The organism is Pseudomonas coleopterorum (assembly GCF_900105555.1).
Classification (GTDB): Bacteria; Pseudomonadota; Gammaproteobacteria; order Pseudomonadales; family Pseudomonadaceae; genus Aquipseudomonas; species Aquipseudomonas coleopterorum.
Genome location: NZ_FNTZ01000001.1, coordinates 1,375,315 through 1,399,434, shown reverse-complemented (window position 1 = coordinate 1,399,434; position 24,120 = coordinate 1,375,315). Strand labels below are relative to the sequence as shown.

The 24,120-nt window shown below is 63.5% G+C and carries 22 protein-coding genes and 1 pseudogene; 8 read left to right on the top strand and 15 right to left on the bottom strand.

Annotation, left to right across the window (positions count from 1 at the left end):
- Positions 1-125: 125 nt before the first annotated feature.
- The 7 genes from BLV18_RS06245 to BLV18_RS06215 form a co-directional block, all read right to left on the bottom strand.
- Positions 126-1,169 (bottom strand): AI-2E family transporter, encoded by a 1,044-nt coding sequence (locus BLV18_RS06245; protein WP_049861005.1) that lies wholly within the window; start codon positions 1,167-1,169, stop codon positions 126-128.
- A 25-nt stretch (positions 1,170-1,194) separates the two neighbouring features.
- On the bottom strand, positions 1,195-2,007 hold the full coding sequence (locus tag BLV18_RS06240) for a DUF4892 domain-containing protein (RefSeq protein WP_090357045.1): 813 nt from the start codon (positions 2,005-2,007) through the stop codon (positions 1,195-1,197).
- 112 nt (positions 2,008-2,119) lie between these two features.
- The gene (locus BLV18_RS06235) at positions 2,120-2,974 is read right to left on the bottom strand and encodes an alpha/beta fold hydrolase (RefSeq protein ID WP_090357043.1); all 855 of its coding nucleotides are present in this window, start codon (positions 2,972-2,974) and stop codon (positions 2,120-2,122) included.
- Between the two features lie 3 nt (positions 2,975-2,977).
- The gene (locus tag BLV18_RS06230) at positions 2,978-3,421 is read right to left on the bottom strand and encodes a hotdog fold thioesterase (RefSeq protein WP_090357041.1); all 444 of its coding nucleotides are present in this window, start codon (positions 3,419-3,421) and stop codon (positions 2,978-2,980) included.
- A gap of 18 nt (positions 3,422-3,439) precedes the next feature.
- Positions 3,440-3,895: a phosphohistidine phosphatase SixA gene (gene sixA / locus BLV18_RS06225; RefSeq protein ID WP_090357039.1), complete on the bottom strand. Its 456-nt coding sequence runs from the start codon at positions 3,893-3,895 to the stop codon at positions 3,440-3,442.
- Positions 3,892-4,236, bottom strand: a complete 345-nt coding sequence (locus BLV18_RS06220) for a DUF4389 domain-containing protein (protein ID WP_090357037.1) — start codon at positions 4,234-4,236, stop codon at positions 3,892-3,894. Before BLV18_RS06220 ends, sixA begins: the two co-directional genes overlap by 4 nt.
- 10 nt (positions 4,237-4,246) lie before the next feature.
- Positions 4,247-5,272 (bottom strand): NAD(P)H-dependent glycerol-3-phosphate dehydrogenase, encoded by a 1,026-nt coding sequence (locus BLV18_RS06215; RefSeq protein ID WP_090357033.1) that lies wholly within the window; start codon positions 5,270-5,272, stop codon positions 4,247-4,249.
- Between the two features lie 192 nt (positions 5,273-5,464).
- Between BLV18_RS06215 and BLV18_RS06210 the strand changes: the two genes are divergently transcribed.
- From BLV18_RS06210 to BLV18_RS06195, 4 genes are all read left to right on the top strand, one after another.
- Positions 5,465-7,369 (top strand): ATP-binding protein, encoded by a 1,905-nt coding sequence (locus BLV18_RS06210; RefSeq protein ID WP_090357031.1) that lies wholly within the window; start codon positions 5,465-5,467, stop codon positions 7,367-7,369.
- A gap of 271 nt (positions 7,370-7,640) precedes the next feature.
- Positions 7,641-8,156, top strand: coding sequence for a 3-hydroxyacyl-[acyl-carrier-protein] dehydratase FabA (gene fabA / locus BLV18_RS06205; RefSeq protein WP_090357029.1), 516 nt, complete (start codon positions 7,641-7,643; stop codon positions 8,154-8,156).
- A gap of 11 nt (positions 8,157-8,167) precedes the next feature.
- A complete protein-coding gene (gene fabB / locus BLV18_RS06200; RefSeq protein WP_049861014.1) occupies positions 8,168-9,388 on the top strand; it encodes a beta-ketoacyl-ACP synthase I in 1,221 nt (406 codons plus the stop codon).
- Positions 9,389-9,528: 140 nt separating this feature from the next.
- Entirely contained in the window at positions 9,529-9,936 is a 408-nt protein-coding gene (locus tag BLV18_RS06195) for an OsmC family protein (RefSeq protein WP_056843226.1), read from the top strand.
- Positions 9,937-9,992: 56 nt separating this feature from the next.
- On the opposite strand, the gene BLV18_RS06190 is transcribed toward BLV18_RS06195, so the two are convergent.
- Both BLV18_RS06190 and htpG read right to left on the bottom strand, forming a co-directional pair.
- Positions 9,993-10,721: a dienelactone hydrolase family protein gene (locus BLV18_RS06190; RefSeq protein WP_049861016.1), complete on the bottom strand. Its 729-nt coding sequence runs from the start codon at positions 10,719-10,721 to the stop codon at positions 9,993-9,995.
- 69 nt (positions 10,722-10,790) lie between these two features.
- On the bottom strand, positions 10,791-12,695 hold the full coding sequence (gene htpG, locus BLV18_RS06185; protein ID WP_090362056.1) for a molecular chaperone HtpG: 1,905 nt from the start codon (positions 12,693-12,695) through the stop codon (positions 10,791-10,793).
- A gap of 293 nt (positions 12,696-12,988) precedes the next feature.
- On the opposite strand from htpG, the gene BLV18_RS06180 reads away from it, so the two are divergent.
- The gene (locus BLV18_RS06180) at positions 12,989-13,285 is read left to right on the top strand and encodes a hypothetical protein (protein WP_049861017.1); all 297 of its coding nucleotides are present in this window, start codon (positions 12,989-12,991) and stop codon (positions 13,283-13,285) included.
- 139 nt (positions 13,286-13,424) lie between these two features.
- Here BLV18_RS06180 and BLV18_RS06175 read toward each other — a convergent pair whose 3' ends face one another.
- On the bottom strand, positions 13,425-15,089 hold the full coding sequence (locus BLV18_RS06175) for a DEAD/DEAH box helicase (RefSeq protein ID WP_049861018.1): 1,665 nt from the start codon (positions 15,087-15,089) through the stop codon (positions 13,425-13,427).
- A gap of 387 nt (positions 15,090-15,476) precedes the next feature.
- Between BLV18_RS06175 and BLV18_RS06170 the strand changes: the two genes are divergently transcribed.
- Positions 15,477-16,268 carry a crotonase/enoyl-CoA hydratase family protein gene (locus BLV18_RS06170; protein ID WP_090357027.1) on the top strand — a complete coding sequence of 264 codons (792 nt, stop codon included), beginning with the start codon at positions 15,477-15,479 and terminating at the stop codon, positions 16,266-16,268.
- Between the two features lie 27 nt (positions 16,269-16,295).
- Here the strand turns inward: BLV18_RS06170 and BLV18_RS06165 are convergent, their stop codons facing one another.
- Entirely contained in the window at positions 16,296-16,997 is a 702-nt protein-coding gene (locus BLV18_RS06165; protein ID WP_090362053.1) for a spermidine synthase, read from the bottom strand.
- Positions 16,998-17,168: 171 nt separating this feature from the next.
- Positions 17,169-17,918, bottom strand: coding sequence for a sulfite exporter TauE/SafE family protein (locus BLV18_RS06160; protein WP_090357025.1), 750 nt, complete (start codon positions 17,916-17,918; stop codon positions 17,169-17,171).
- Positions 17,919-18,134: 216 nt separating this feature from the next.
- Here BLV18_RS06160 and BLV18_RS06155 point away from each other — a divergent pair, with 216 nt between their 5' ends.
- Entirely contained in the window at positions 18,135-18,605 is a 471-nt protein-coding gene (locus BLV18_RS06155; protein ID WP_049861021.1) for a MarR family winged helix-turn-helix transcriptional regulator, read from the top strand.
- A gap of 72 nt (positions 18,606-18,677) precedes the next feature.
- Positions 18,678-19,400 (top strand): FadR/GntR family transcriptional regulator, encoded by a 723-nt coding sequence (locus BLV18_RS06150; RefSeq protein WP_049861022.1) that lies wholly within the window; start codon positions 18,678-18,680, stop codon positions 19,398-19,400.
- Here BLV18_RS06150 and BLV18_RS06145 read toward each other — a convergent pair.
- The 3 genes and pseudogenes from BLV18_RS06145 to BLV18_RS06135 form a co-directional block, all read right to left on the bottom strand.
- Positions 19,366-21,675, bottom strand: a complete 2,310-nt coding sequence (locus BLV18_RS06145; protein ID WP_425272644.1) for an efflux RND transporter permease subunit — start codon at positions 21,673-21,675, stop codon at positions 19,366-19,368. The genes BLV18_RS06150 and BLV18_RS06145 overlap by 35 nt on opposite strands.
- Positions 21,676-21,746: 71 nt before the next feature.
- Complete coding sequence (locus BLV18_RS06140; protein WP_425272618.1) at positions 21,747-22,775, bottom strand: WD40/YVTN/BNR-like repeat-containing protein; 1,029 nt, start codon at positions 22,773-22,775, stop codon at positions 21,747-21,749.
- Positions 22,769-24,073: pseudogene (locus BLV18_RS06135) on the bottom strand (MFS transporter); the annotation flags it as partial. The gene BLV18_RS06140 and the pseudogene BLV18_RS06135, both read right to left, overlap by 7 nt.
- Positions 24,074-24,120 lie beyond the last annotated feature (47 nt).

The following is a 24,120-nucleotide window of genomic DNA, read 5'->3' as shown; positions in this document are numbered from 1 at the left end:
GTCTTGAGACGAAGGTCAAGAAAGGCGAAAACAGCCGAGGAAGCGGAATTTACGGGATGTAAATGAGCATTCCGAGGCTGTTTTCAACGCAGCATCACCGAGTATCAAGGCTTTTCGCACAGAGCCTAGAGCGGTTTGTGTTCGGTGTGGGTCCAGTCATGCAACAGGCTGTAGGCCACTGCCAGCAAGGTGGGGCCGATGAACAGGCCGATGAAGCCGAACGCCAGCAGCCCGCCGAACACCCCCAGCAGCACGATCACCAGAGGCAGGTTGCCGCCGCGACTGATCAGGTAGGGCTTGAGCACGTTGTCCACGCCACTGATGACGAAGGTCCCCCAGATCCCGAGGAAAATCGCATAACCGTAGTCGCCATGCCACACCAGCCAGGCGGTGGCCGGGATCCAGGCCAGTGGCGGTCCCATGGGAATCAGGCTGAGCAGGAAGGTGACGATGCCCAGCACCAGGGCCCCCGGTACACCGGCAATGAGAAAGCCGATCAAGGCCAGGATCGCCTGGGCGGCGGCGGTGCCGATCACCCCGTTGACCACCCGTTGCACCGTGGCGGCCACCAAGTCGATGTAGTACCCGGCACGTTCGCCGATCAGCCGTTCCAGCAGCCTGAGCACGAAGGCCGCCATCCGCGGCCCGTCGCGATAGAAAAAGAACACGAAGACCAGACTCAGGGTAAGTTCGAGAATCCCGCCACCGATCTGCGCGCTGCGGGCCAGCAGGAAATTGCCGACCTGCCCCAGGTACGGCCGCACACTGGCCAGAAGCGCCGCGCCCTGCTCGTCGAGGGTGTTCCACAGGCCGACCAGGCTGCCACCGACCAGAGGAATGCCCGCCAGCCAATCGGGCGCATCGGGTAGCCCATCGACCTGGACATCACGGATGAAGGCCGTCGCATCGCGCACATGGTCGGCCAGGTTGAAACCCAGCCACACCAGCGGCAAGACCACCAGTAACATCCAGCAGCCCGTGAGAATGCCTGCGGCCAGCGACTCGCGGCCGTTGAGCCAGCGGGTCAGCAGACGCATCAGCGGCCAACTGGCATAGGCCAGGATCGCCCCCCACAGCAACGCCGAGCAGAACGGCGCCAACACCCAAAGGCAGGCACCGAGCAAGGCCAGCAAGACGATCTGTACCAGCAGGCGGTCGTTACTCAGCATTCAGGCTCCAGAGGCCGAAACAGGCTCAACGAATGATTTCCAGGTGCAGCCCCTTGACGCTCTCGCTTCCGGTTTCCAGACGGGCCGCGCGCACGCCCTTGGCTACCAGGGCATCGCGCCAGGCGGCCGCCGAGGCTGGCGAGACGCCGGAGACGCTCGCGCGAATCGAGCTGTCGAGTTGCAGACTGCGCGCCAGCAAGGCCACCCAGGTGTCGTCGGGAGTTTCGCCAAGGGCGGGATAGTCGAGATCGCCGGTGCTGCGCAGTTCGTGCAGCACCGTGGCCGGCGTGGGCAGCAAGGTACCCAGCGGCGCATCCGCGACGAAGGTTTCGACGTGCAGATAGGCGCGACGGTTGCCACGGGTGATGGCGTAGATGGCGGTCAGGGTGTTGTCGTCCGGAGCGGCCTGGCGCAGCAGCACGAACGCCTGCTGATCGTCGGCCCCCGACAGCCGTGCGCCGTCGAAGACATCGTTGACCCACAAGCTGCTTTCCCCACAGTCGCGCGCCTGACACCAGTACAGCGTATGCGCCCCACCCTGCTGCAAGGCTTCGCGCGCGTCGTTGAACGCCTGGCCCGCCGTCTGGGTTTCGGGAAGCTCGTAAGTGGTGGAACTGACCTGGCCCTTGGCGTTGACCTGGCCATCCATGCGCAGCTTGCCGCTGATCTTGCGCAGCGACCCCAACGGATAGATGCGGTCCTTGTCGACCGCAGGGCGCTGGTCGACGACCTTGGCGTCGATCGGCCCCGGCGCCTGGGCCGCGAACGCGGCGGTACTCAGCGCTGCGGTGCACAGCAAACCAGCGAGTACCGGCAGCAGCCGCTTGGAGGCGTTCATGAGGACAGCAGGGCGTGGAAAGCCAAAGGGCCGTAGACGAGCGTAGCAGCGAGTTCCATCGGGGTCTTCTCCTGTTTCAACCTGACAAGCCTCGGCAGTTGACCGCTGCAAGTCAAGGTATCGCAAAAAAGCGATTGAAACAGTCTGCGACAAGCTCGGCCCCGGTGTCGTCATTCAGGTGCAGATGATGGCCTCCGGGCAGCTGCTGCACAGGGAGCCCCAACCGGGCCAGCAGCGCGGTATTGTTCACCAGCAGGCCCTCCTGCGCGAGGATCAACAGGCTGGGACAGCGAATCGCCTGCACGTACGCCAGTGCCTGCTCTTCGCTCAGGCGGACCGGCGACGGCAGGGTCAGGCGACTGTCGCTGCGCCAGCTGAATCCACCGGCCACGGCTTCAAGCCCGCGCGCCGCCAACAACTTGGCCGCCTCATGGCTGACGGCGATACGCCCGTGCCTGCGCGCAGACACCCCCCGGTCGATGTCGGGATACACCGATTTGCGCTTATGAGCCAACGCCTGTTGCGCCTGGAGGGCTTCGCCCAGGCGCTGTGGCCCCTCCTCGGCAGCGCCCAGCGGCGGCACCACGCCGTCGATCAGCGCCAGGCGCTCTATTCGCTCGGGCATGGCGCTCGCGAGCAAGGTGGCGACGATCCCGCCCAGCGAATGCCCCAGCAGGGAAAAGCGCTGCCACCCAAGGTGGTCGGCTGCCTGCAGCACGTCGTGGGCGTAATCCCACAGGGCATAACCGGCGCCGATCGGGCGATGCCCGGAATATCCGTGCCCGGCCAGGTCGAGGGCGACGATGCGCAGCCCGGTCAGCTTCGGCGCCAGGCGGGCGAAGCTGTTGGCGTTGTCCAGCCAGCCATGCAGCGCCAGCACCGGCCTGCCGTCTTCGGGTCCGTAGACTTGGGCGGCCAGCTCGATATGGGGCAGCGACAGACGGATGTCGCGGACCGGCATGGTCACGACTCAGCGCGCCGGAGGGTTCTGCCCCAGCGGCACAACGGCCACCGTCAGGCGCGAAATGCAGCTGGGCTTGCCGTCCTCGCCTTGAAGGCGGATGTCCCATACGTGGGTGGTACGGCCTATGTGCACCGCACGAGCCACGCCTGTCACGCGGCCGCTGCGCAACCCGCGCAGATGGTTGGCGTTGACCTCCAGGCCGACACAGTAGAAACGTTCGGTATCGATGCACAGAAAACTGGCCATGGACCCCAGGCTTTCGGCCAGCACCACCGAGGCGCCGCCGTGGAGCAGGCCGAACGGTTGATGGGTACGTGCGTCGACCGCCATGCTGGCGGTCAGGGACTGGCCATCGAAGCTTTCGAAGCGGATGTCGAGCAACTCGCCGATGGTGTTTTTCTGCGCGGCATTCAAGCGTTCCAGATCCGGTTCGGTGCGCCACAGGCTCATGGGTATATTCCTGACAGGTTAAGGATGACGAACCACTTGCAGGGACATCAGCCCCGCCAGCGGCCAGTCGCCGTGCAACTCGGCCAGGCTGGCCGTCTGCATGGGCTCGGGATGACGCAGGTTGCCGTGCACCAACAGGCTCAAGAGGTTGCCGACCAGCGGCTGGTGGCTGACCAGCAGGATATTGTCCAGACCCAGCGCCTCCAGATGGCCGATGACTGCCAGAGGATCGCTGTCGGGCGTCAGCCAGGGCACGGTCTGTATCGGTGGAGCCGCCTGCAGGGCGCCATGGACCAGGGCTGCGGTCTGTTGCGCGCGCACATAGGGGCTGGCAAGGATGGCGTCCAGCGCTTGATCGTGCAGGTGCGCAGCACTGATCAGTGCCTGCTGCTGGCCGAACGAAGTCAGGGCACGCTCGGCATCGCTGCGGGCATGGCTGACGGCCTCACCATGACGCAGGACCCAGAGCTTCATGGTTTGGGCTCGTCATCGGCCAGCGGGCGACCCGCGCCTGCCGGGTGGGCCGTTTCGCCGTCGGCCGGGCGCGCCGTGGGCCAGTCGGAAAACGGCCAGGGTTTGTGTTCGGTGTGAAAGCTGCCGAAGCGGCCGATCTGGGCCAGGTATTGGCTCAGGCTGTCGCCGAAGGCCATCATGCCCGCGTTCGGCGCGCCATAGACCAAGCGATAGATCAGCTGCACCAGCACCAGTGCGCCGAGCAGGAACTGGGCGACCTGCCAGACCAGCACGAACACCAGCATCCAGAGCACACGCAGTACGATGGCCTCGCGGTCCGGATCGTTGAAAGAACGGTTCATGAATTGCTCCTCAGTTGAAGCCGCTGGTGGAGATGAAGTCGACGTCGGTCTTGGGTTCGGCTCGCATCAGCAGGTCGATGACCTGGTTCAGGGTACGCCCTTCGAAAAGGATTGCATGCAGGCCCGCCACCAGCGGCATGTACACCTGCAGTTCCTGCGCCTTGGCCTTGAGCACCTTCAGGGTGTTGACCCCTTCGGCCACTTCGCCCAGGCGCGACACGGCGTCTTCCAGGCTCAGGCCTTCGCCCAGCGCGAACCCTACCTGATAGTTGCGGCTCTTGGGCGAGGAACAGGTGACGATGAGGTCACCGACCCCGGCCAGGCCAAGGAAGGTCATGGGGTTGGCGCCCTGGCTGACGGCGAAGCGGGTCATCTCGGCGAGCGCGCGGGTGATCAGCATGCTCTTGGTGTTCTCGCCCATGCCCAACGCCACGGCCATGCCGGCGATGATCGCGTAGACGTTCTTGAGGGCGCCCCCCAGTTCGACGCCGAAGCGGTCGCTGCTGGCATAGACGCGAAAGGTGCGCCCATGGAGAACGGCCTGGACGCGTTCGCAGAGGGCTTCGTCGGCGCTCGCCACCACGGTGGCGGTCAAGGCATGCTCGGCGATCTCGCGGGCCAGGTTGGGCCCGGACAGCACGCCGATACGCGCGCCCGGCGCGACGTCTTCGAGGATCTCGCTCATCAGCTTGAAGGTCTGCGCCTCGATGCCCTTGGTCAGGCTGACCAGCATCTTGCCCGTCAGTTGCCCGGCGTGCACGGCCAGCACGCTGCGCAGGGCGCTGGAAGGCAGCGCGACGAAGATAAGCTCGCTGTCGGCGATGGTCGCGGGCAGGTCGGTGACCGGCGTAACTCCCGGCAGGATCTTTATACCTTTGAGGTAGCGCGGGTTTTCCCGGTTCAGCCGCATGGCCTCGGCCTGCTCCGGGTCACGCATCCATTGCCGGACCGAATGGCCGTTCTCGGCCAGCAGGTTGGCCACGGCGGTGCCGAAACTACCTCCTCCCAGCACGGCTATCGGCTGCTCTTGAGTCATATCCCATCCATTTGGTCGAGTTGAAGGCGATGAGGGACATTATACGGAGCCGCCCTGACTCGACCAGTCCCGGCCCATGCCCCGGCAACATTACGACTGGAATTGTCGCTCTGACCGGTTAACATGCCTGACTGTTCAACTCGATTCAGGTCCTGTCGTGCTCGCCATTTTCCCATTGCCTCACGCCCTGACATGAAGTTGCGCCTGAACCGCGACATTCATACGCGTACGCAGATCATCAGCGTCGGGCCGGCGCTGCTGTTGACGCTGCTGCTGATCGGCTTCTTCACCTTCGTACGCCTGCAGGACCTTCGTCAGGAACTCAACCACACGGGCCAGTTGATCGCCAACCAGCTCGCCCCCGCTTCCGAGTACGGTGTGGTCACCGACAATGCCGCAGTGCTCGAAGGCTTGCTCGGCGCCACTCTGGCCACTCCTCATGTACGCTTCCTGGAGATCCAGGACCAGACCGACCAGCGCCTGGCCTACGTCGAACGGCGTGTCGGCGATGAGCATCGCTCGGCCCACGTCGAAGTGTTCCAGGCGCCGATCCAGATCCGCGGCGCGTTCCTCGAGGACCATCGGGCACAGGTGCAGCAGCACCTGGTGAGCGCCAGCAGTGGCGACTACCTGGGGCGGGTCATCGTTGGCATGTCCGACGATGCCTTCAGCCAGCGCCAGCAGGAGATCGTGCTCAAGGCGGGCGTGCTGGCGCTGTTTGCCCTGCTGTTCACCTATCTGCTGGCCCGGCGCCTGGCACGCAGCCTGGCCCAGCCGATCAGCGAAATGAGCCGGGTGGTCAAGGCCATCGGCCAGGGCCGCTTCGACACGCCGCTGCCGATCGTCGATGACAGCGAGCTGGGCCACCTGGCCGGGCACATCAACAACCTGGCCAGTGCCTTGGCCAAAGCCAGCGACGAACAGCATCAGGCCATGCAGCAACTGATCCAGACCCGTGAAGAGGCCGAGCGCGCCAACAGCGCCAAGTCGGACTTCCTGGCGATGATGAGCCATGAACTGCGTACGCCCATGAACGGTGTGCTGGGCATGCTGCAGTTGCTCGAAACCACGGCACTGAACGATGAGCAACGCGATTACGCCCAAGTGGCGACCGAGTCCACCGAGCACCTGCTCAAGGTCATCAACGACATCCTGGATTTTTCCCGCATCGAACGGGCGGCGATGGAACTGGAGCACATCGGCTTCAGCTTGCATGAACTGATCACCAGTTGCGTGCAGGCCTTCCAGCACACCGCCCGGCAGCGCAAACTGGTGCTCGAACTGGCGCTGCCCGAGGGCATCGAGGGCTTGCAGGTCGAAGGCGATCCGACCCGCATCCGGCAGATTCTGGTCAATCTGATCGGCAATGCGCTCAAGTTCACCGATGACGGCGGCGTGCACGTCGGCGTGCAGTGGCAGGTGCTCGACCACCAGTTGATCTGGCTGACCTGCACCGTGCGCGATACGGGCATCGGCATTGGCGAAGATCGCCTGGAAAGCATGTTCGTCGCCTTCGCCCAGGCTGACAGCTCGATATCGCGACGCTACGGCGGAACCGGTCTGGGCCTGCCGATCGCGCGGACCCTGGCGGAACGCATGGGCGGTACGTTGCGGGCCCAGAGCCAGGAGGGTCAAGGTTCGCTGTTCACCCTGGAAATGCCTTTGGCCTTGAGTCAGCAAAGTCTGGCGCGTCCGGCACCGGTGCCCAACGTCAGCGAACATCACGACGGGATCGGTCACCGTGTGCTGCTGGTAGAGGACAACCCGGTCAATCAGACCGTGATAGAGGCCATGCTGCGCAGCCTGGGTTACGACGTCGATGTGGTGAGCGACGGTGCCGAAGCAGTCAACCAAGTGCGTGAACGGGTCTATTCAGCGGTGTTGATGGACTGCCGCCTGCCGGTTCTGGACGGCTACGGCGCCTCACGGCAGATCCGCCAGATTCCCGGCCGCAACGAGTTGCCGATCATCGCCCTGACCGCCAACGCCTTGCTGGGCGACCGCGATACCTGCCTGGACGCAGGAATGAACGATTACCTGGCCAAACCGTTCAAACGTGCAGACCTGCAACAGGTACTGCTGCGCTGGACGAGCTGAAAACGCGCCGCTGAATGGCCACCCGATACCCTCCAGATAACGCCCGTTGCTGGCAAGAAATGTTAAAGTGCGGCAGTCTTGTACATCCATTCGGACAAAGCCTGTCGTCTGGCATTATAATTTCAGTGAACAAGTGTACTTCCGTATCGCTTGCGCTGTGACTTTCACTACAACGCAATAGTCTATGTGTAGGCTGCCGACCCAGGCTTTGATCCTTCTGGTCGGTCGGGAAGATCTGCCCCCTGCCACCAGGGACTATTGAGGAGCTCGCATGACCAAACAAAACGCCTTTACTCGGGAAGATCTGCTGCGCTGCAGTCGTGGCGAGCTGTTCGGCCCAGGTAACGCGCAATTGCCCGCCCCCAACATGCTGATGGTGGACCGCATCACCCATATCAGCGCCGAAGGTGGCAAGTACGGCAAGGGTGAATTGGTCGCCGAGCTGGATATCACCCCGGACCTGTGGTTCTTCGCCTGCCACTTCGAAGGCGATCCGGTGATGCCAGGCTGCCTAGGCCTGGATGCCATGTGGCAGCTGGTCGGTTTCTTCCTGGGCTGGCAAGGCCTGCCGGGCCGCGGCCGTGCGCTGGGTTCGGGCGAAGTGAAGTTCTTCGGCCAGGTTCTGCCGACCGCCAAGAAGGTCACCTACAACATTCATATCAAACGCGTGCTCAAGGGCAAGCTGAACATGGCCATCGCCGATGGCTCGGTCAGTGTCGACGGTCGCGAGATCTACACCGCCGAAGGCCTTCGGGTTGGCGTCTTTACATCCACCGAAAATTTCTAAGGGTTATCCGCATGCGCCGCGTTGTTATCACTGGTCTGGGCATCGTTTCGTGCCTGGGCAATGACAAAGACACCGTCTCCGCAAACCTGCGGGCAAGCCGCCCTGGCATCCGCTTCAACCCGGAATATGCCGAAATGGGTCTGCGTAGCCAGGTTTCCGGCTCCATCGACCTCAATCTGGAAGAATTGATCGACCGCAAGGTGTACCGCTTCGTCGGCCATGCCGCCGCGTACGCCTATCTGGCCATGCAGGATGCCATCAAGGATTCCGGCCTGACCGAAGAGCAGGTTTCCAACCCCCGTACCGGCCTGATCGCAGGTTCGGGCGGTGCCTCCACCTTGAACCAGATGGAAGCACTCGACATCCTGCGCGAAAAAGGCGTGAAGCGCGTCGGTCCGTACCGTGTCACCCGGACCATGAGCAGCACCGTATCGGCTTGCCTGGCCACCCCGTTCAAGATCAAGGGCCTGAACTACTCCATCGCCTCGGCGTGCGCTACCAGCGCACACTGCATCGGTACGGCCATGGAACAGATCCAGATGGGCAAGCAGGACGTGGTGTTCGCCGGTGGCGGTGAAGAGGAGCACTGGAGCCAGTCGTTCCTGTTCGATGCCATGGGCGCGCTGTCCAGCAAGCGCAACGACACGCCCGAGAAAGCTTCGCGCGCCTACGACAGCGACCGTGATGGCTTCGTCATCGCCGGTGGCGGTGGCATGGTGGTGGTCGAGGAACTGGAACACGCCCTGGCCCGCGGCGCGCACATCTACGCCGAGATCGTCGGCTACGGTGCAACCTCCGATGGCTACGACATGGTCGCGCCAAGCGGCGAAGGCGCCATCCGCTGCATGCAGCAGGCCCTGTCCACCGTCGACACCCCGATCGACTACCTGAACACCCATGGCACCTCCACGCCAGTGGGCGACGTAGCCGAGATGAAAGGTGTGCGTGAAGTCTTCGCTGGCAAGTATCCGGCCATCAGCTCGACCAAGAGCCTGTCCGGTCACTCCCTGGGCGCCGCTGGCGTGCACGAAGCGATCTACTGCATGCTGATGATGGAAGGCAACTTCATCGCCGGCTCTGCCAACATCGACGAACTGGACCCTGCCGTAGCCGATCTGCCAGTGCAGACTGTTACCCAGGAAAACGTCGAGATCAACACCGTGATGAGCAACAGCTTCGGCTTCGGCGGCACCAACGCTACCTTGGTGCTCAAGCGCTGGACCGGCCAGTAAGATTCATAGCCTCACGAAAAAACGGCGCCTGCGGGCGCCGTTTTTTTTGCCTGCAGTCGGTCGGCTGACGACAGTTGAACCCCTTTGGTGGTACCAGCCTCTATACAGTGTGGTTTGTGCACTCAAACGAAGGGATCTCCATGTCTATCACCGTGACTACCGAACCCGGCGACGGATTTCGCCACCGCATCGACATCGATGGCCGCCACTCATTCCATACCGACCTGCTCGAAGCCTTGGGTGGCGCAGATTCGGCCCCCTCCCCCCACGACTATTTCGACGCCGCACTGGGAGCCTGCAAGGCCTTGACCCTGAAGCTTTATGCGCAGCGCAAAAACATCCCATTGACCGGGGTGAACATCGAGGTCAAGCGCGACAACAGCCAGGAGCCGACCGGCAAGTACAGCCTGCGGGTCAAACTGACGCTACTGGGCAATCTGACGGAAGCGCAGCGCCATGACCTGGACCGGGTGGCCGATCATTGTCCGGTGCACAAACTGATGACCAGCGCGGTGATCGATATCGAGACGTATCTGGCGGAGGCTTGACTGGCGAGTATTCGCGGCCAATGGCCGCGAACAGGCATTCACAGGCACATGCTGACTCAGGCCTGGAACACTTCGTCGAGCAGGTTGTGCATGGCCTGGAAAGCGCGCGCCGAGACCTTGGCATCGTACATCTGCACACCTGGGTTGTTAGCCTCGGTGTCGGTGAACGAATGGTAGGCACCGCCGTAGCTGGTCAACTGCCAGTCCACACCTGCCGAGTTCATTTCGGAACGGAACGCAGGCAGTTGCTCGGCCGGCACCAGTGGGTCGGCGTCGCCGTGCAGCACCAGGACCGAACCCTTGATGTCATGAGCATCGGCTGGGTTAGGCGTATCCAAGGTGCCGTGGAACGACACGGTGGCCTTGAGCGCTGCGCCGGTACGTGCCAGCTCCAGAGCACAGCAACCGCCGAAGCAGAAGCCGAAGGCTGCGGACTGTGCGGGATCGACAGCCGCGTGGGGTTGCTCGTGCAATTGCTGCAACGCCACCTGCATACGCTTGCGCAGCAGGGCACGGTCGTTCTTCAGCGGAGTCATGGCCGCTGCGGCTTCGTCGTTGTTGCTCGGGCGCACGCCCTGCCCATACAAGTCCACCAGCAGCACGACGTAGCCCTTGGAGGCCACGGCATGGGCGATGCGCTCGGCACCCTCGCTGACACCCATCCAGTTGGGCGCCATCACCAGCCCCGGACGTGGAGAAACGATATCGGCGTCGTACACCAGACGGCTTTCGTACGCCTGCCCGTCGATCTGGTAGACCACGGATTGAACGGTCAATGTGCTCATGCTTGTACCCCCAAAAGGTCGTGACTGAAAACGAAAAAGCCCGCCGAAGCGGGCTTTTACCTGGACTGCTTAAACGGACAACTCGACCAGCAGCTTGTTCAGCCGCCGCACGTATCCGGCAGGATCTTTCAAGCTGTCACCGGCCGCCAGCGCCGCCTGATCGAACAGGATGTGAGAGAAGTCGGCGAAACGATCTTCGCTCTGCTCCACGTCCAGCTTGGCGATCAGCGGGTGATTGGGGTTGAACTCGAAGATCGGCTTGGAATCCGGCACCTTCTGGCCGCTGGCTTCCAGGATCTGGCGCATCTGCAGGCCCAGGTCCTGCTCACCGATGGCCAGGATCGCCGGCGAATCGGTCAGACGGTGGGAAACCCGCACTTCGCTGACGGAATCACCCAGAGCCGCTTTGAGGCGCTCGACCAGCCCTTCCTTGTCCTTGGCGATTTCTTCCTGGGCTTTCTTGTCCTCCTCGGAGTCCAGCTTGCCCAGGTCGAGGTCGCCACGGGCAACGTCGACGAAGCCCTTGCCATCGAATTCAGTGAGGTAGCTCATCAGCCACTCGTCGATGCGATCGGTCAGCAGCAGCACTTCGATGCCTTTCTTGCGGAAGACCTCCAGGTGCGGGCTGTTCTTGACCTGCGCATAGGACTCGCCGGACAGGTAGTAGATCTTGTCCTGACCTTCCTTGACCCGTGCCAGGTAGTCGGCCAGGCCAACGCTCTGCTCGCCGCCGTCGTCGCTGGTGGAAGCGAAGCGCAGCAGGCCGGCGATCTTTTCCTTGTTGGCGAAATCTTCGGCAGGGCCTTCCTTGAGGACCTGGCCAAAGTTCTTCCAGAAGCCTTTGTATTGTTCGGGCTCGTTCTTGGCCAGTTTCTCCAGCATGTCGAGAACACGCTTGGTCAGGGCCGTTTTCATCGAGTCGATGATCGGGTCTTTCTGCAGGATCTCACGCGACACGTTCAGGGACAGGTCGTTGGAGTCGACCACACCCTTGATGAAGCGCAGGTACAACGGCAGGAAGGATTCGGCCTGATCCATCACGAACACGCGCTGCACGTACAGCTTGAGGCCACGCGGAGCTTCGCGCTGGTACAGGTCGAACGGTGCACGGGCCGGTACGTACAGCAGCGAGGTGTATTCCAGCTTGCCTTCGACCTTGTTGTGGCTCCAGCTCAGCGGGTTCTCGTAGTCGTGACCGACGTGCTTGTAGAACTCCTGATATTCCTCGTCCTTGATCTCGGTACGAGGACGGGTCCACAGAGCGCTGGCGCGGTTGACGGTTTCCCACTCCTGCGCCGGGGCCTCTTCGCCTTCGGCCGGCGCGCTTTCCTTGGGCAGCTCGATCGGCAGGGCGATGTGGTCGGAGTACTTCTTGATGATGTTGCGCAGACGGTAGCCGTCGGCGAATTCGTCTTCGGCGCTTTTCAGGTGCAGCACGATACGAGTACCGCGCTCGGCCTTCTCTATGTTGGCGACTTCGAACTCGCCTTCGCCCTTGGAGGACCAGTGCACACCTTCGCTGGCCGGGGTGCCGGCACGACGGCTGTAGACGTCGACCTGGTCGGCGACGATGAAGGCCGAGTAGAAGCCCACGCCGAACTGACCGATCAGGTGCGAATCCTTCTTCTGATCGCCGGTGAGGTTCTTCATGAAGTCGGCAGTGCCGGACTTGGCGATGGTGCCCAGGTGGGTCACGACATCGTCACGGTTCATGCCGATACCGTTGTCTTCGAGGGTGACGGTCTTGGCGTCCTTGTCGAAGCTGACGCGGATCTTGAGCTCACCGCCGCCTTCGAGCAGCTCGGGCTTGGCCAGTGCTTCGAAACGCAGCTTGTCGACGGCGTCGGAGGCGTTCGAGATCAATTCGCGAAGGAAGATTTCCTTGTTGGAATACAGCGAATGGATCATGAGGTGCAGCAGTTGCTTCACCTCGGTCTGGAAGCCCAGGGTTTCCTTTTGAGTTTCCACACTCATGGTCATCAAACTCCAATCAGATGGCAGGTGCCGCCGATGAGCGGCGGGATGACAAGGAGATGGGGCCGCCGATCGGTATTTCAAGGGTGGCTTCGGCAGACGAGTAAGCCAGCACCTGTGAACGGCTTCTTTCACCCAGGGCCAGCGTGAAAACCGGACGAGTGCTTGAACGGTACAGCACGGCTGCGGAAAAACCTCATTGCGATCTGATACTTATATATAACCTCAACGACGGAACTTATATCCAAGGCACACCCTCTTAGCCTCGTAGATACCCAATAAGGAGAAACACCATGCGCAAGACACTCGCTTACTCCCTGATGCTGGCTGCCACCCTTGGTCTGGCCGCTTGCGACAAGAAATCCGAAGACAAGGCTCAGGACGCTGCAGAGCATCGTCAGGAAGCGCAGGAAAAAATGGACTCAGCTCAAGAAAAAATGAACGACGCCGCCAAGGAAAACGCCAAGGCCAACGAAGCGGCTGCCGAATCGAACAAGGCTGCAGCTCAGGAAGCGACCAAGTCCGACTCGAGCATGCCCGTAGCCCCAGGCACCACCCCTGCTACCCAGGTGCCGCCTGCCAAGAACTGATTGATCGGCGGTGCCTGCTTCGCGGGCGGAGCCCGCTCCCACAGGAGCGAGCTCGACCTGGCGATGAACGCGCCGCAATCAAGACAAAAAAAATCCCCGAACCAGTCGGGGATTTTTTATGCCTGAAGACTATAGGCGATCAGTCTTCGCGATAGCGACGCAGCTTCAACTGCTTACCAGCGACGCGGGTGTCTTTCAGCTTGCTCAGCAGACCTTCCAGACCTTCTTCCGGCAGCTCGACCAGGCTGAAGCTGTCACGCACCTGGATGCGACCGATAGCTTCGCGGGCCAGGCCGCCTTCGTTAAGGATGGCGCCCAGCAGGTTCTTCGCGGCGATGCCGTCACGAGCACCCAGGGCAGTACGGCAGCGTGCGCGGCCTTCACCCAGTGGCATGGGAGCGCGACGCTCGCGGTCACCACGGTCAGGACGATCACCGCTGCTGCGTTCGCGTGGAGCGCTGGTCGGAACCAGTGGCTGCTCTTTGTTGACGGCATCCAGTGTCAGCGCCTGGCCATTGGTGGCCTTGCGCAGCAGGGCCGCGGCCAAAGCACGCGGGCTGCAACCGATGTCGGCCGTCAAGCGATCCAGCAACTCGCCGTGGGTGCTTTCGGCATCGCCCACCAACGGCGCGAGGCTGTTGGTCAGCTTGCGAATGCGCGCATCCAGTACGGCCTGGCCATCTGGCAGGCGAACTTCAGCGACCTTCTGGCCGGTGACACGCTCGATGACCTGCAGCATGCGACGCTCACGTGGAGTCACCAGCAGCAGCGCACGGCCTTCGCGACCGGCACGGCCGGTACGGCCGATACGGTGCACGTAGGACTCGGGGTCGTACGGCATGTCGACGTTGAACACGTGAGTGATGCGCGGTACGTCCAGACCACGAGCAGCGACGTCGGTGGCGACGACGATGTCCAGGCGACCATCCTTGAGCGAGTCGATGACGCGCTCGCGCTGGTTCTGGGCGATGTCACCGTTGAGTGCCGCAGCCTTGTAGCCTTTGGCTTCAAGGGCGCTGGCCAGGTCGAGGGTGGCTTGCTTGGTGCGCACGAAGGCGATCAGTGCATCGAACTCTTCGACTTCCAGCAGGCGCAGGACAGCCGAGGTCTTCTGGTCGGCGTGAACCAGCAGGTGAGCCTGCTCGATCGCGGTGACGGTCTGAGTCTTGGTCTGGATCTTGACGTGCTTGGGGTCTTTGAGATGACGCTCGGCAATGGCGCGGATCGACTGCGGCAAAGTTGCCGAGAACAGTACGGTCTGGCGAGTCTCGGGCATGGCCTTGAAGATGACTTCCAAGTCATCCATGAAGCCCAGCTTGAGCATTTCGTCGGCTTCGTCGAGCACCAGGTGGTTCACCGTGGCGAGGACTTTCTCGTCGCGACGCAGGTGGTCGCAGAGACGGCCGGGGGTAGCGACGACGATTTGCGCGCCGTTGCGGATGGCTTTCAATTGCGGGCCCATCGGGGCACCGCCGTACACGGCCACTACGGTAACGCCAGGCATCTGCTTGGCGTAGGTTTCGAATGCAGTGGCTACTTGTAGCGCCAACTCACGGGTTGGCGCCAGGATCAGGGCTTGCGGCTCGCGCTTGCTCGGGTCGATACGATGCAGGATCGGCAGAGCGAAGGCGGCGGTTTTACCGGTGCCTGTCTGCGCCTGGCCGATCATGTCATGACCGGCGAGAATGATCGGGATCGATTGTTGCTGGATAGCCGAAGGCTCTTCGTAGCCGGTAGCGACTACAGCAGCAACAATGTTCGGATGAAGTTCGAGAGCGGCGAAGCCGCCGGTTTCCTGGGTCATGGGTCTGCCTCTAAGTGCATCCGCAAAGACCCATGCTCCAAAGCTGCGCATGCCTTGTAAGACTCGAGAGTCACCCTGGCAGCTTTGTCGGCGGGGATTTGCGAAAACGATTGAATGAAAGAATCGTTAGGGAGAGTCCGCGGAACGGACGTGCAGCCGAAGCTGTCTTCGGGGGATTGCGCTACCTAAACGTGGCCTGGTTAAAGACCGGCGCGCACTATACCTGAAAACGGCCGCAAGGTGAGACTTTTTTGTACCTTGGTGCCGCATGCACGGCAGAGCCACGCGGGCTTTGCGCGAATCCGCATCACGGTCTATTTTAGCGAAGGCGCCTGCGCAGGTGCGGCGGCTGAAACCTTTCATCCAAAACCTTCGGAGAACGCCGTCATGCCCACCCCCTGCCCCGGCAAGGTCAGCTGCGAGCTGCGCGAGCACGTCATGCTCATCGGCCTTGACCGCCCTGCCAAACGCAATGCGTTCGACCTGCCCATGCTCGATGCCCTGAGCCTGGCCTACGGCGCGTTCGAGCGCGAGCCGATGGCGCGGGTGGCGCTGGTGTATTGCCACGGTGAGCATTTCACCGCGGGGCTGGATCTGACGGCGGTGAGCACGCGTCTGAGCCAGGGTTGGCAGGTACCGCCCGGCGGCTGCGATCCCTGGCGGGTGTCCGGGGGGCCGGTAGTCAGCAAACCGGTGATCGTCGCGGCGCAGGGATACTGCCTCACCGTGGGCATCGAGCTGATGCTCGCAGCCGACATCAACCTGTGCGCCAGCAATACCCGCTTTGCCCAGATGGAGGTGCAGCGCGGGCTGTTCCCGTTCGGCGGCGCCACCTTGCGCCTGCAACAGATCGCCGGCTGGGGCAATGCGATGCGCTGGCTGCTCACTGGCGATGAGTTCGATGCTCACGAGGCGCTGCGCCTGGGCCTGGTGCAGGAAGTCATGGCCAGTGAGGACCTGCTGCCCAACGCGCTCGCCCTGGCCCAGCGGATTGCCCGGCAGGCGCCGTTGGGCGTGCAGGCGACCCTGGCGTCGGCGCGCCTGGCGATCAGCGAAGGTGAAGTGGCCGCCAGCCGCCAATTGGCAGCGACCACGGGACGGCTGTTCGCCAGCGAGGACGCGCGCGAGGGCCTGGCGGCGATGCAGCAGCGGCGCCCTGCCGTGTTCGTCGGCCAGTAGCAGGGGGCATCGAGTCGACGCGGCGTCTCAGGTCGCCGGGCGGATCAGGTCGATCAGGCTCTGCAGGGAATAGCCCAACTGGGGCGCCAGGGCTTCGGCACGCTGGCGCAGACCGGGCTGGTCCAGTTGCTGCTCGATATCGGCCGGTACCATGACGATCACGTTGCCCTCCTTCACCGGCAGCTCCCAGTAGTGGCGCTGATAGAGCCCGCGCAGCAACGCAGCGCCGAGCGGCTTGCCATCGTTGCCGGCCCACTGGTTGATGATCAGCCAACCGTGCGGGTTCAGGCGCTGCTGGCACTGTTCGAGAAAGCGCCAGGCCAGATGTGCGGGCGCCGGGCCGTGATCGGTATACAGGTCGACGAAGATCAAATCGGCGGTTTCGGCGCTGGGCAGCAGTTCCAGGGCGTCGCCGACCCGGATGTACAGCCTGGGATCGTCTTCCAGGCCCATGTATTCGATGGCCAGTCGGGGCACGTCGGGGCGCAGTTCGATGCATTCGACGTCTTCGAGTGGCAGGAACTTGAGGCAGGCCTGGGTCAACGTGCCTGCGCCGAGGCCCAGGAACAGGGCGCTTTCGGGTTCGGCATGGCACAGCGCGCCCACCAGCATGGCCCGCGTGTAGTCGTACTCCAGCCAGCTGGGGTCGGCAGTGAAGGTGCAGCTCTGCTCGATGGCGTCACCGAACTCCAGGAAACGGTAGTCCGCCACTTCCAGCACGCGGATCATGCCCCAGGCGTCGTGCACCTCGGCCAGTACGTGCTCGGTGCGTTCGCGGGGTTGCAGGGTGTCTTGGTCTTCCACCTGAGGGCTCGTCGCGGCGAATTGAAGCGCCGATTGTGGCATTAATCCACCGAAACCGGGCACCCCGTGCGGTCGATTCGAGCTAGACCCTGAACACTAAACCTTGAACAGCAGCAGAACCGCGCAGAGCAGCAGGAACACGCAAAAGCTGCCACGCAGGACTTTTTCCGACAGGCTGTAAGCGATCTTCACGCCCCAACTGATGCTCAGCAGGCCGCCCACGGCCATCGGTATGCCCATGGCCCAGTCGACGTGATCGTGCACCGCGTAGGTCAGCAGGGTCACGCTGGTACTCGGCGCAGCCAGGGCCAGCGACAGGCCCTGGGCCATGATCTGGGTGGTGCCGAACACGCTGGTCAGCACCGGCGTGGCCAGCACGGCGCCACCGACGCCGAAGAAGCCGCCGATCACCCCGGAAAAGCCGCCCAGCACCCCCAGCCATGGCCACGCATGACGCATCTCGCCCGTGCCACTGACCGGCCGCAGGAACATCTGCGCGATGTTGTAGACCACCAGCGCCAACAGGAATGCCACGAAGCCCACCCGCATCGATGCCGGGTCCAGCCCGGACGCGAGCATCGAGGCGAGCCAGGCGCAGACCAGACCACCCAAGGCCAGGGGCAAGGCGTGCCGCCAGGGAATGGGACGACGCTGGTGATAGCGCCACATTGCCAGGAGCACGTTGGGCACAACCATCACCAGCGACGTGCCCTGCGCCAGTTGCTGGTCCACGCCGAACAGCAGGCCCAGGGCCGGAATCGCGATCAGGCCGCCGCCGATGCCGAACACGCCGCCCAGCGTGCCCATCGCCGCACCCAGTGCAATGTAGAGCAATGTTTCGAACATACCGCCTCTCTCTATCCGGGGGTGCACCCTCAAGCCGTGCATCCTACCAGTGTGACCGCCGTCGATGGGTATGCACCTGGGGCACAACCTCGAACGAACTATGGGCGATGTTTGTAGCTCGAAATCAACAGCAGCCTCATCACGGAACGAGCGAGCCGCCAGCCCTGCCATCGGCGAATCGCGCAATGCTCTCGCACCATTGGAAAAAGGATCAGCATGAACACCGAATCCACTCATGACAGGGCAGTCACCGCGGACGACAGCCTGCTGCTGGATAATCAGCTGTGCTTCTCGTTGTACTCGACATCGCTGTTGATGACCAAGGTGTACAAACCCCTGCTGCAAGCGCTGGGCCTGACCTACCCGCAGTACCTGACCATGATGGTGCTGTGGGAACGAGACGGCATGACCGTGGGCGAAATCAGTACCCGGTTGCTGACCGACCCCGGCTCGCTGACACCCCTGCTCAAACGCCTGGAAGCCGAAGGCCTGCTCAGCCGTACCCGCAGCAAGGATGACGAACGCGTGGTCATCGTCGAGCTGACGCCCCAGGGCCGGGCCCTGCGCGACCAGGCCGAGTCCGTGCCGCTGAACATCGTCAAGGCCAGTTGCCACAGCAGCGCGGAGTTGCGCGCCTTGCAGGCCAGCCTGCTGTCGTTGCGCAAGAACCTGCAACAAGGGCTCTGACACCCCGCCCGAATACTTGGCGCGCAGGTGCTATCATCGCGCATTACCTGCCCCAAGGACCAAACGCGCCCCATGGATTATCGCAAGCCTTCAGATCGCAAAAGCATGCACTCGCGGATCGTCCAGGAACTGGGGATGCAAATCGTCTCCGGTCGCTTCAAGCCCGACGACCGCCTGCCCGCCGAAGCCCTGCTGTGTGAAGAGTATGCGGTCAGCCGCCCGGTGCTGCGCGAAGCCACCCGGGTCCTGGTGGCCAAGGGTCTGGTGTATTCCAAGCCGCGGGTGGGCTCGGTGGTCAAGCCGCGCCGTGAATGGCACATGCTCGACCCGGACGTCCTGCATTGGGTCATGCAAAGCACGCCGCAGAACGAATTCTTCGCCCTGTTGACCAGCGTGCGCACCATCATCGAACCGGCGGCAGCGGCGCTGGCGGCCCAGCATGCCACCGACGCCGAAGTCGCATCGATCGGCGAGGCCTACCAGCGCATGGAAGCGGCCGGATCGGTCGACGACGTGCTGCAGCCCGATCTGGATTTCCACAGCCGCATTGCCGACGCCACCCACAACGACCTGCTCGCGCACCTGTGCAACATGCTGTCGCTGGCCCTGCGCGAGGCCCTGCGTCATTCCAACCAGCGGCCCAACCTGCACGAGCTGGCCCTGCCGCGGCACAAGGCGATCCTTACCGCCATCGAGAACCGCGACGCTTTGGGGGCCCGGCATGCCACGCTGGTCCAGCTGGACGACGCACGCAATGCCCTCAGTGTGGTGCTGGGGCGGGCCGAAGCGTTGTAGGCCGGACCAGCAGCCACGCCAGTGCCGGCAACAACCACAAGGCGCCAAGCATGTTCCACAGCAGCATGAAGGTCAGCATCAGGCCCATGTCGGCCTGGAACCTGATGTCCGAGAACACCCAGGTCACCACCCCGCAAGCCAGGCACAGCCCGGTGAACAGGACCGCTCGCCCGGTAGATCGCAACGTCTGGCAATAGGCCTGCTGCAGCGGCAGTCCGGCGCGCAGGTGGCTGGCCAGACGACTGTAGAGGTAGATGCCGTAGTCCACGCCGATGCCCACTCCCAGGGCGATCACCGGCAAGGTTGCGACTTTCACGCCGATCCCCATGAACGCCATCAACGCGTTGCCCAGCACCGACGTCAGCATCAGCGGCAGGACGATGCACAGGGTCGCGGCGAGGGAACGAAAGATCAGCAGGGACATGACCGCGACGCACAGGTAGACCAGCATCAGGACCTGCGGCTCACGGGCCTGGATCACCTGGTTGGTCGCCGCCTCGACTCCGGCATTGCCGGCGCCCAGCAGGAACTGCAGGTCGTCGCGATCATGTTCCGCAGCGAACGCCTGGACCGCGTCCACCACGCGCTCCAGGGTGAGGGCCTTGTGATCGTCGAGATAGATCAGGATCGGCGCCAGCGAACAGTCGGCGTTGTACAGACCCTCTGCCCGTGCGACGGCACTGTTGAGCACGGCCGCGTTGCGGCTCAGCGTTTCCCACTTGAGGTTGCCCTCGTTCATGCCCTTGATCGTCTGCCGCGCCACACTGACCAGGGAAACCGTCGACTGCACCCCGGGGATGTTGTCCAGGCTCCACATCAGGTCGTCGATGGCCGCCATCGTCGGGTAGGTCGAGCAGCCTTCGACCGGCGTCTTGACCATCACCACCAGCACGTCGGCGCGGGTGGCGTAGTGCTCGATGATGAACCGGTTGTCGCTGTTGTAGCGCGAATCGGGACGCAGTTCGGGCGCGCCCTGATCGAGATCGCCGATCTGCAGGTTCTGGCCGTACCACAGGCCTGCGGCGCCCGCCAGCAATGCCACGGCGATCGAGACCGCTGCCGCGCGCGGGCTGGCCACGCGTGAAAAGGCGCGCCAGAAAGCCTGCTCGCGCACACTGTCGGCCACTGCGCGTGGCCGCATGCCGATGTAGGAAATGACCACGGGCAGCAGGATCAGGTTGGTGAAGACGATCACCGCGACGCCTATCGAGGCACCGATTGCCAGCTCGCGGATGACGCCGATGTCGATGACCAGCAAGGCGATGAAACCCACCGCGTCGGCCAGGATGGCGACCATGCCGGGCAGGAACAGCTGCCGAAAGGTCCTTCGCGCGGCCACCAGCGCGTCATCGGCAGTGCTCGCGTGCAGGGCGATTCCGTTGATCTTCTGCACCCCGTGGGAGATGCCGATGGCGAAGATCAGAAACGGCACCAGCATCGAATACGGATCGATCCCGAAACCGATCGCGTGCATCAGGCCCACTTGCCAGACCACGGCCACCAGGGTCGCGGTCAACACGGCCACGGTGCTGCGCACGCAGCGGGTGAATGCGTAGAGCAGGAGCGTCGTGATGAGCACGGCCACGGCGAAGAACGCGGCCACTTTCATCAGGCCATCGATCAGATCACCCACCTTCTTGGCAAAGCCGACGATGTGCACCTTGATTTGCGGATTGCGCGCCTGGAACTGCTTGCGAATGCGATCTTCGAGCTGATGGGAAAACTGCTGGTAATCGAGTGTCAGCAACCTGCCGGGACGTTGCGGATCAGGATAGCGTTCAAGCAGCGGCACCTCGATGATGCTCGAACGAAAATCGTTGGCCACCAAGCGGCCGACCTGCCCCGAGCGCAGCACGTTGCTGCGCAGCGCCTCCAGGCTCGCCGCCGTGCCGTCGTAGCGTTGCGGGATCACCTCGCCGCCGGCGAAGCCCTCCTCGGTGACCTCGGTCCACCGCACGCTGGGGCTCCACAGCGACTTCAAGCCGGCACGGTCCACACCTGGCAGGTAGAACACTTCGTCGTGAAGCTGGCGCAGGGTTTCCATGTAGGCCGCGCTGAAAATGTCACCGTCGGTGGTTTGCACCGCGATGCGTACGCTGTTGCCCAGGTGGGCGAGATCGTCGCGGTGGGCGAGCATGTTCTCGATGAACGGGTGCTGCAGCGGGATCATCTTTTCGAAGCTGGTGGCCGGGCGAATCGAAATGGCCTGCCAGCACAGCACGAGACTGATCAGCAGGCACAGGGCAATGACGGCGGGACGGTGATCGAAGATCAGCCGTTCGAGCCACGACCCCTGCTGCTCAGTGAGCGCAGGCTGCGGCTGGGGGACGTCACCTTGACAGCCCGTCACGGTGCCACCGGCGCGCCGTCGCCGTCGACGCGTTCCAGCCCGCCCTGCCCGGCCAGTACCCAGCGATCCGGTCCGGCCGCTGTCACGCCCGCCAAGGCCCGCCGGTCGGCTCGGCGGTAGAGGCTGAAACGGTGGCCCCGGTCGCGGCTGCGCAGGACGCTGCCAGCGTTGCCAACCAGCAGGATTTCGCCACTGTCCAGTCGCGCCGCCCCGGCCAGGCCGGACGCCAGCGCGCCCTGGGCGTCGCTCACCTCCACCGCTTGCCAGCTGTCGCCGAAATCCTCGGAGCGATACAGGCTGCCGCGCAGGCCGTAGATCAACAGAGTGCGCGGCTGTCCGGTGCCGATCACGCCGAACCAGGAGCCGGTGTAGGGGCTGGGCACCGCGGTCCAGCTCGCGCCAGCATCGGCGGAGCGGTACAGACTGCCCTGCTCGCCGACCACGAACAGACCGCCGTCCGGAATCATGGCGATGCCGTTGAGGTGGTACTGATCGTCGTTGGGCAGGCGCTCGCTGACCTCTTTCCAGGTCTGCCCGCCATCGCAGGTCTGCAGCACCAGGCCATAGGCACCGATGGCGAAGCCGTCGTCGACATCCTGGAACCACACATCCAGCAGAGGTGCTTCACGGTCCGGATCCTCGTACTGTTTGCGCCAGCTTAGTCCGCCGTCGGAGGTGGCCAGGATCACCGCGTCATGACCCACCGCCCAGCCATGCTGGCCGTCGACGAAGTACAGCGCGGTGAGCAGCTGTCGGGTCGGCACGCGAGCTTGCTGCCAGGTCAGGCCCTGGTCTGCCGAATGCAGAATGTGCCCACGCTCACCTACGGCAACCAACCGCCGACCGGCCTGGACGACGTCGAGCATCAGGCCGTGTGCGGCGCGGCTCGATGCGATGGCATAGTCGTCTGCGGCGCACACCGGCTGTAGGCCTTGCGAGACGATCAGGCACACACCGAGCAGGCTGCTCGCCAATCGACCCCGCGACAGCGGTCCGCGCCGGGCGATCACCGACCGCGCAGCCACAGCCGAAAACGCGAGATGAACTCGGGCACGGCGCTGAAGAGGTAGGCATTGACGCCCAGGTTGGCCAGCGACACCACCAGAAACAGCTGGGGGATGGTCAGTTTGGCCATGCTGAGCAGGACGATGGACAGGATCGCCGACACCACCATGAACAGCGCGTTGAGGATGTTGTTGGCGGCGATCACTCGGGCGCGCTGGTCTGCGGCGGTGCGCGACTGGATCAACGCGTACAGCGGCACGATGTAGAAGCCGCCGAAAACGCCCAAGCCGAGAATGTCGAGCAAGACCCACCAGGTCTGACCCTGTCCCAGCGCCCCGATCCAGGTCTGAGGCGCCGTCGCTGGCACGTGACCGCTCGAATGCCACCACAGAAGCAGCCCGAACAGTGTCAGGCCAAGCGCGCCCAGCGGCACCAGGCCCATCTCGACCCTGTGCCGGGACAGCCGTTCGCACAGCATCGAGCCCAGGGCGATGCCCACGGAGAACACGGTCAGGATCAGGGTGACCACGGTTTCGTCACCGTCCAGCCACTGCTGGGCGTAGGCCGGGATCTGAGTCAGGTAGATGGCGCCGACGAACCAGAACCAGGAATTGCCGATCAGCGAGCGCGAGACCGCCCGGGTCTGCCCCAGGCCCAGGCGCAAGGTGACCCAGGTCTGCCGGGCGATATTCCAGTCCAGGACCAGCCCCGGATTGGCGGCGCTCACCGGCGGTATGGCACGGCTGGCGAGATAGCCCGCCAGCGCCACCAGCAGCACGGCGCTGGCCACGACACCGGCGTGGTGGGCGGACGACATCATCACCCCGGCACCGATGGTGCCCGCCAGGATCGCCAGGAATGTACCCATTTCCACCAGGCCGTTGCCCCCGACCAGTTCTTCGGGGCGCAGTGCCTGGGGCATGATCGAGTACTTGACCGGACCGAACAGCGCCGAGTGGGTGCCCATGGCGAACAGCGCGGCGAGCATCAGCCACAGGTGGTCTAATGCGAACCCCACCGCGCCCACTGCCATGATGACGATCTCGGCCAGCTTGATGGCGCGGATCAAGCGGTGTTTGGGAAATTTTTCGCCGAACTGCCCGGCCAGCGCCGAGAACAGAAAGAACGGCAGGATGAACAGCAGCGCGCAGAGATTGACCCAGACGCTGCGGTCGCCTTCAATGGCGAGCTTGTAGAGGATCGTCAGGATCAGCGATTGCTTGAAGATGTTGTCATTGAAGGCACCCAGGGCCTGGGTCACGAAAAACGGCAGGAAACGGCGCTTGCCGAGCAAGGCGAACTGCGACTGCTGACTCATCGATCCTGTCCCTGAATGATGCCGGGTGGGCTGGGCATGGGGGTAGT

What these genes read in the sequence shown, in the direction of transcription:
- BLV18_RS06175 (WP_049861018.1), bottom strand. Translation starts at nt 15,089, where the DNA reads ATGACCCAGGAAACCGGCGGCTTCGCCGCTCTCGAACTTCATCCGAAC.
- fabB (WP_049861014.1), top strand. Translation starts at nt 8,168, where the DNA reads ATGCGCCGCGTTGTTATCACTGGTCTGGGCATCGTTTCGTGCCTGGGC.
- htpG (WP_090362056.1), bottom strand. Translation starts at nt 12,695, where the DNA reads ATGAGTGTGGAAACTCAAAAGGAAACCCTGGGCTTCCAGACCGAGGTG.
- BLV18_RS06215 (WP_090357033.1), bottom strand. Translation starts at nt 5,272, where the DNA reads ATGACTCAAGAGCAGCCGATAGCCGTGCTGGGAGGAGGTAGTTTCGGC.
- BLV18_RS06160 (WP_090357025.1), bottom strand. Translation starts at nt 17,918, where the DNA reads ATGTTCGAAACATTGCTCTACATTGCACTGGGTGCGGCGATGGGCACG.
- BLV18_RS06210 (WP_090357031.1), top strand. Translation starts at nt 5,465, where the DNA reads ATGAAGTTGCGCCTGAACCGCGACATTCATACGCGTACGCAGATCATC.
- BLV18_RS06220 (WP_090357037.1), bottom strand. Translation starts at nt 4,236, where the DNA reads ATGAACCGTTCTTTCAACGATCCGGACCGCGAGGCCATCGTACTGCGT.
- fabA (WP_090357029.1), top strand. Translation starts at nt 7,641, where the DNA reads ATGACCAAACAAAACGCCTTTACTCGGGAAGATCTGCTGCGCTGCAGT.
- BLV18_RS06170 (WP_090357027.1), top strand. Translation starts at nt 15,477, where the DNA reads ATGCCCACCCCCTGCCCCGGCAAGGTCAGCTGCGAGCTGCGCGAGCAC.
- BLV18_RS06155 (WP_049861021.1), top strand. Translation starts at nt 18,135, where the DNA reads ATGAACACCGAATCCACTCATGACAGGGCAGTCACCGCGGACGACAGC.
- BLV18_RS06150 (WP_049861022.1), top strand. Translation starts at nt 18,678, where the DNA reads ATGGATTATCGCAAGCCTTCAGATCGCAAAAGCATGCACTCGCGGATC.
- BLV18_RS06240 (WP_090357045.1), bottom strand. Translation starts at nt 2,007, where the DNA reads ATGAACGCCTCCAAGCGGCTGCTGCCGGTACTCGCTGGTTTGCTGTGC.
- BLV18_RS06195 (WP_056843226.1), top strand. Translation starts at nt 9,529, where the DNA reads ATGTCTATCACCGTGACTACCGAACCCGGCGACGGATTTCGCCACCGC.
- BLV18_RS06180 (WP_049861017.1), top strand. Translation starts at nt 12,989, where the DNA reads ATGCGCAAGACACTCGCTTACTCCCTGATGCTGGCTGCCACCCTTGGT.
- BLV18_RS06165 (WP_090362053.1), bottom strand. Translation starts at nt 16,997, where the DNA reads ATGATCCGCGTGCTGGAAGTGGCGGACTACCGTTTCCTGGAGTTCGGT.
- BLV18_RS06190 (WP_049861016.1), bottom strand. Translation starts at nt 10,721, where the DNA reads ATGAGCACATTGACCGTTCAATCCGTGGTCTACCAGATCGACGGGCAG.
- BLV18_RS06245 (WP_049861005.1), bottom strand. Translation starts at nt 1,169, where the DNA reads ATGCTGAGTAACGACCGCCTGCTGGTACAGATCGTCTTGCTGGCCTTG.
- sixA (WP_090357039.1), bottom strand. Translation starts at nt 3,895, where the DNA reads ATGAAGCTCTGGGTCCTGCGTCATGGTGAGGCCGTCAGCCATGCCCGC.
- BLV18_RS06230 (WP_090357041.1), bottom strand. Translation starts at nt 3,421, where the DNA reads ATGAGCCTGTGGCGCACCGAACCGGATCTGGAACGCTTGAATGCCGCG.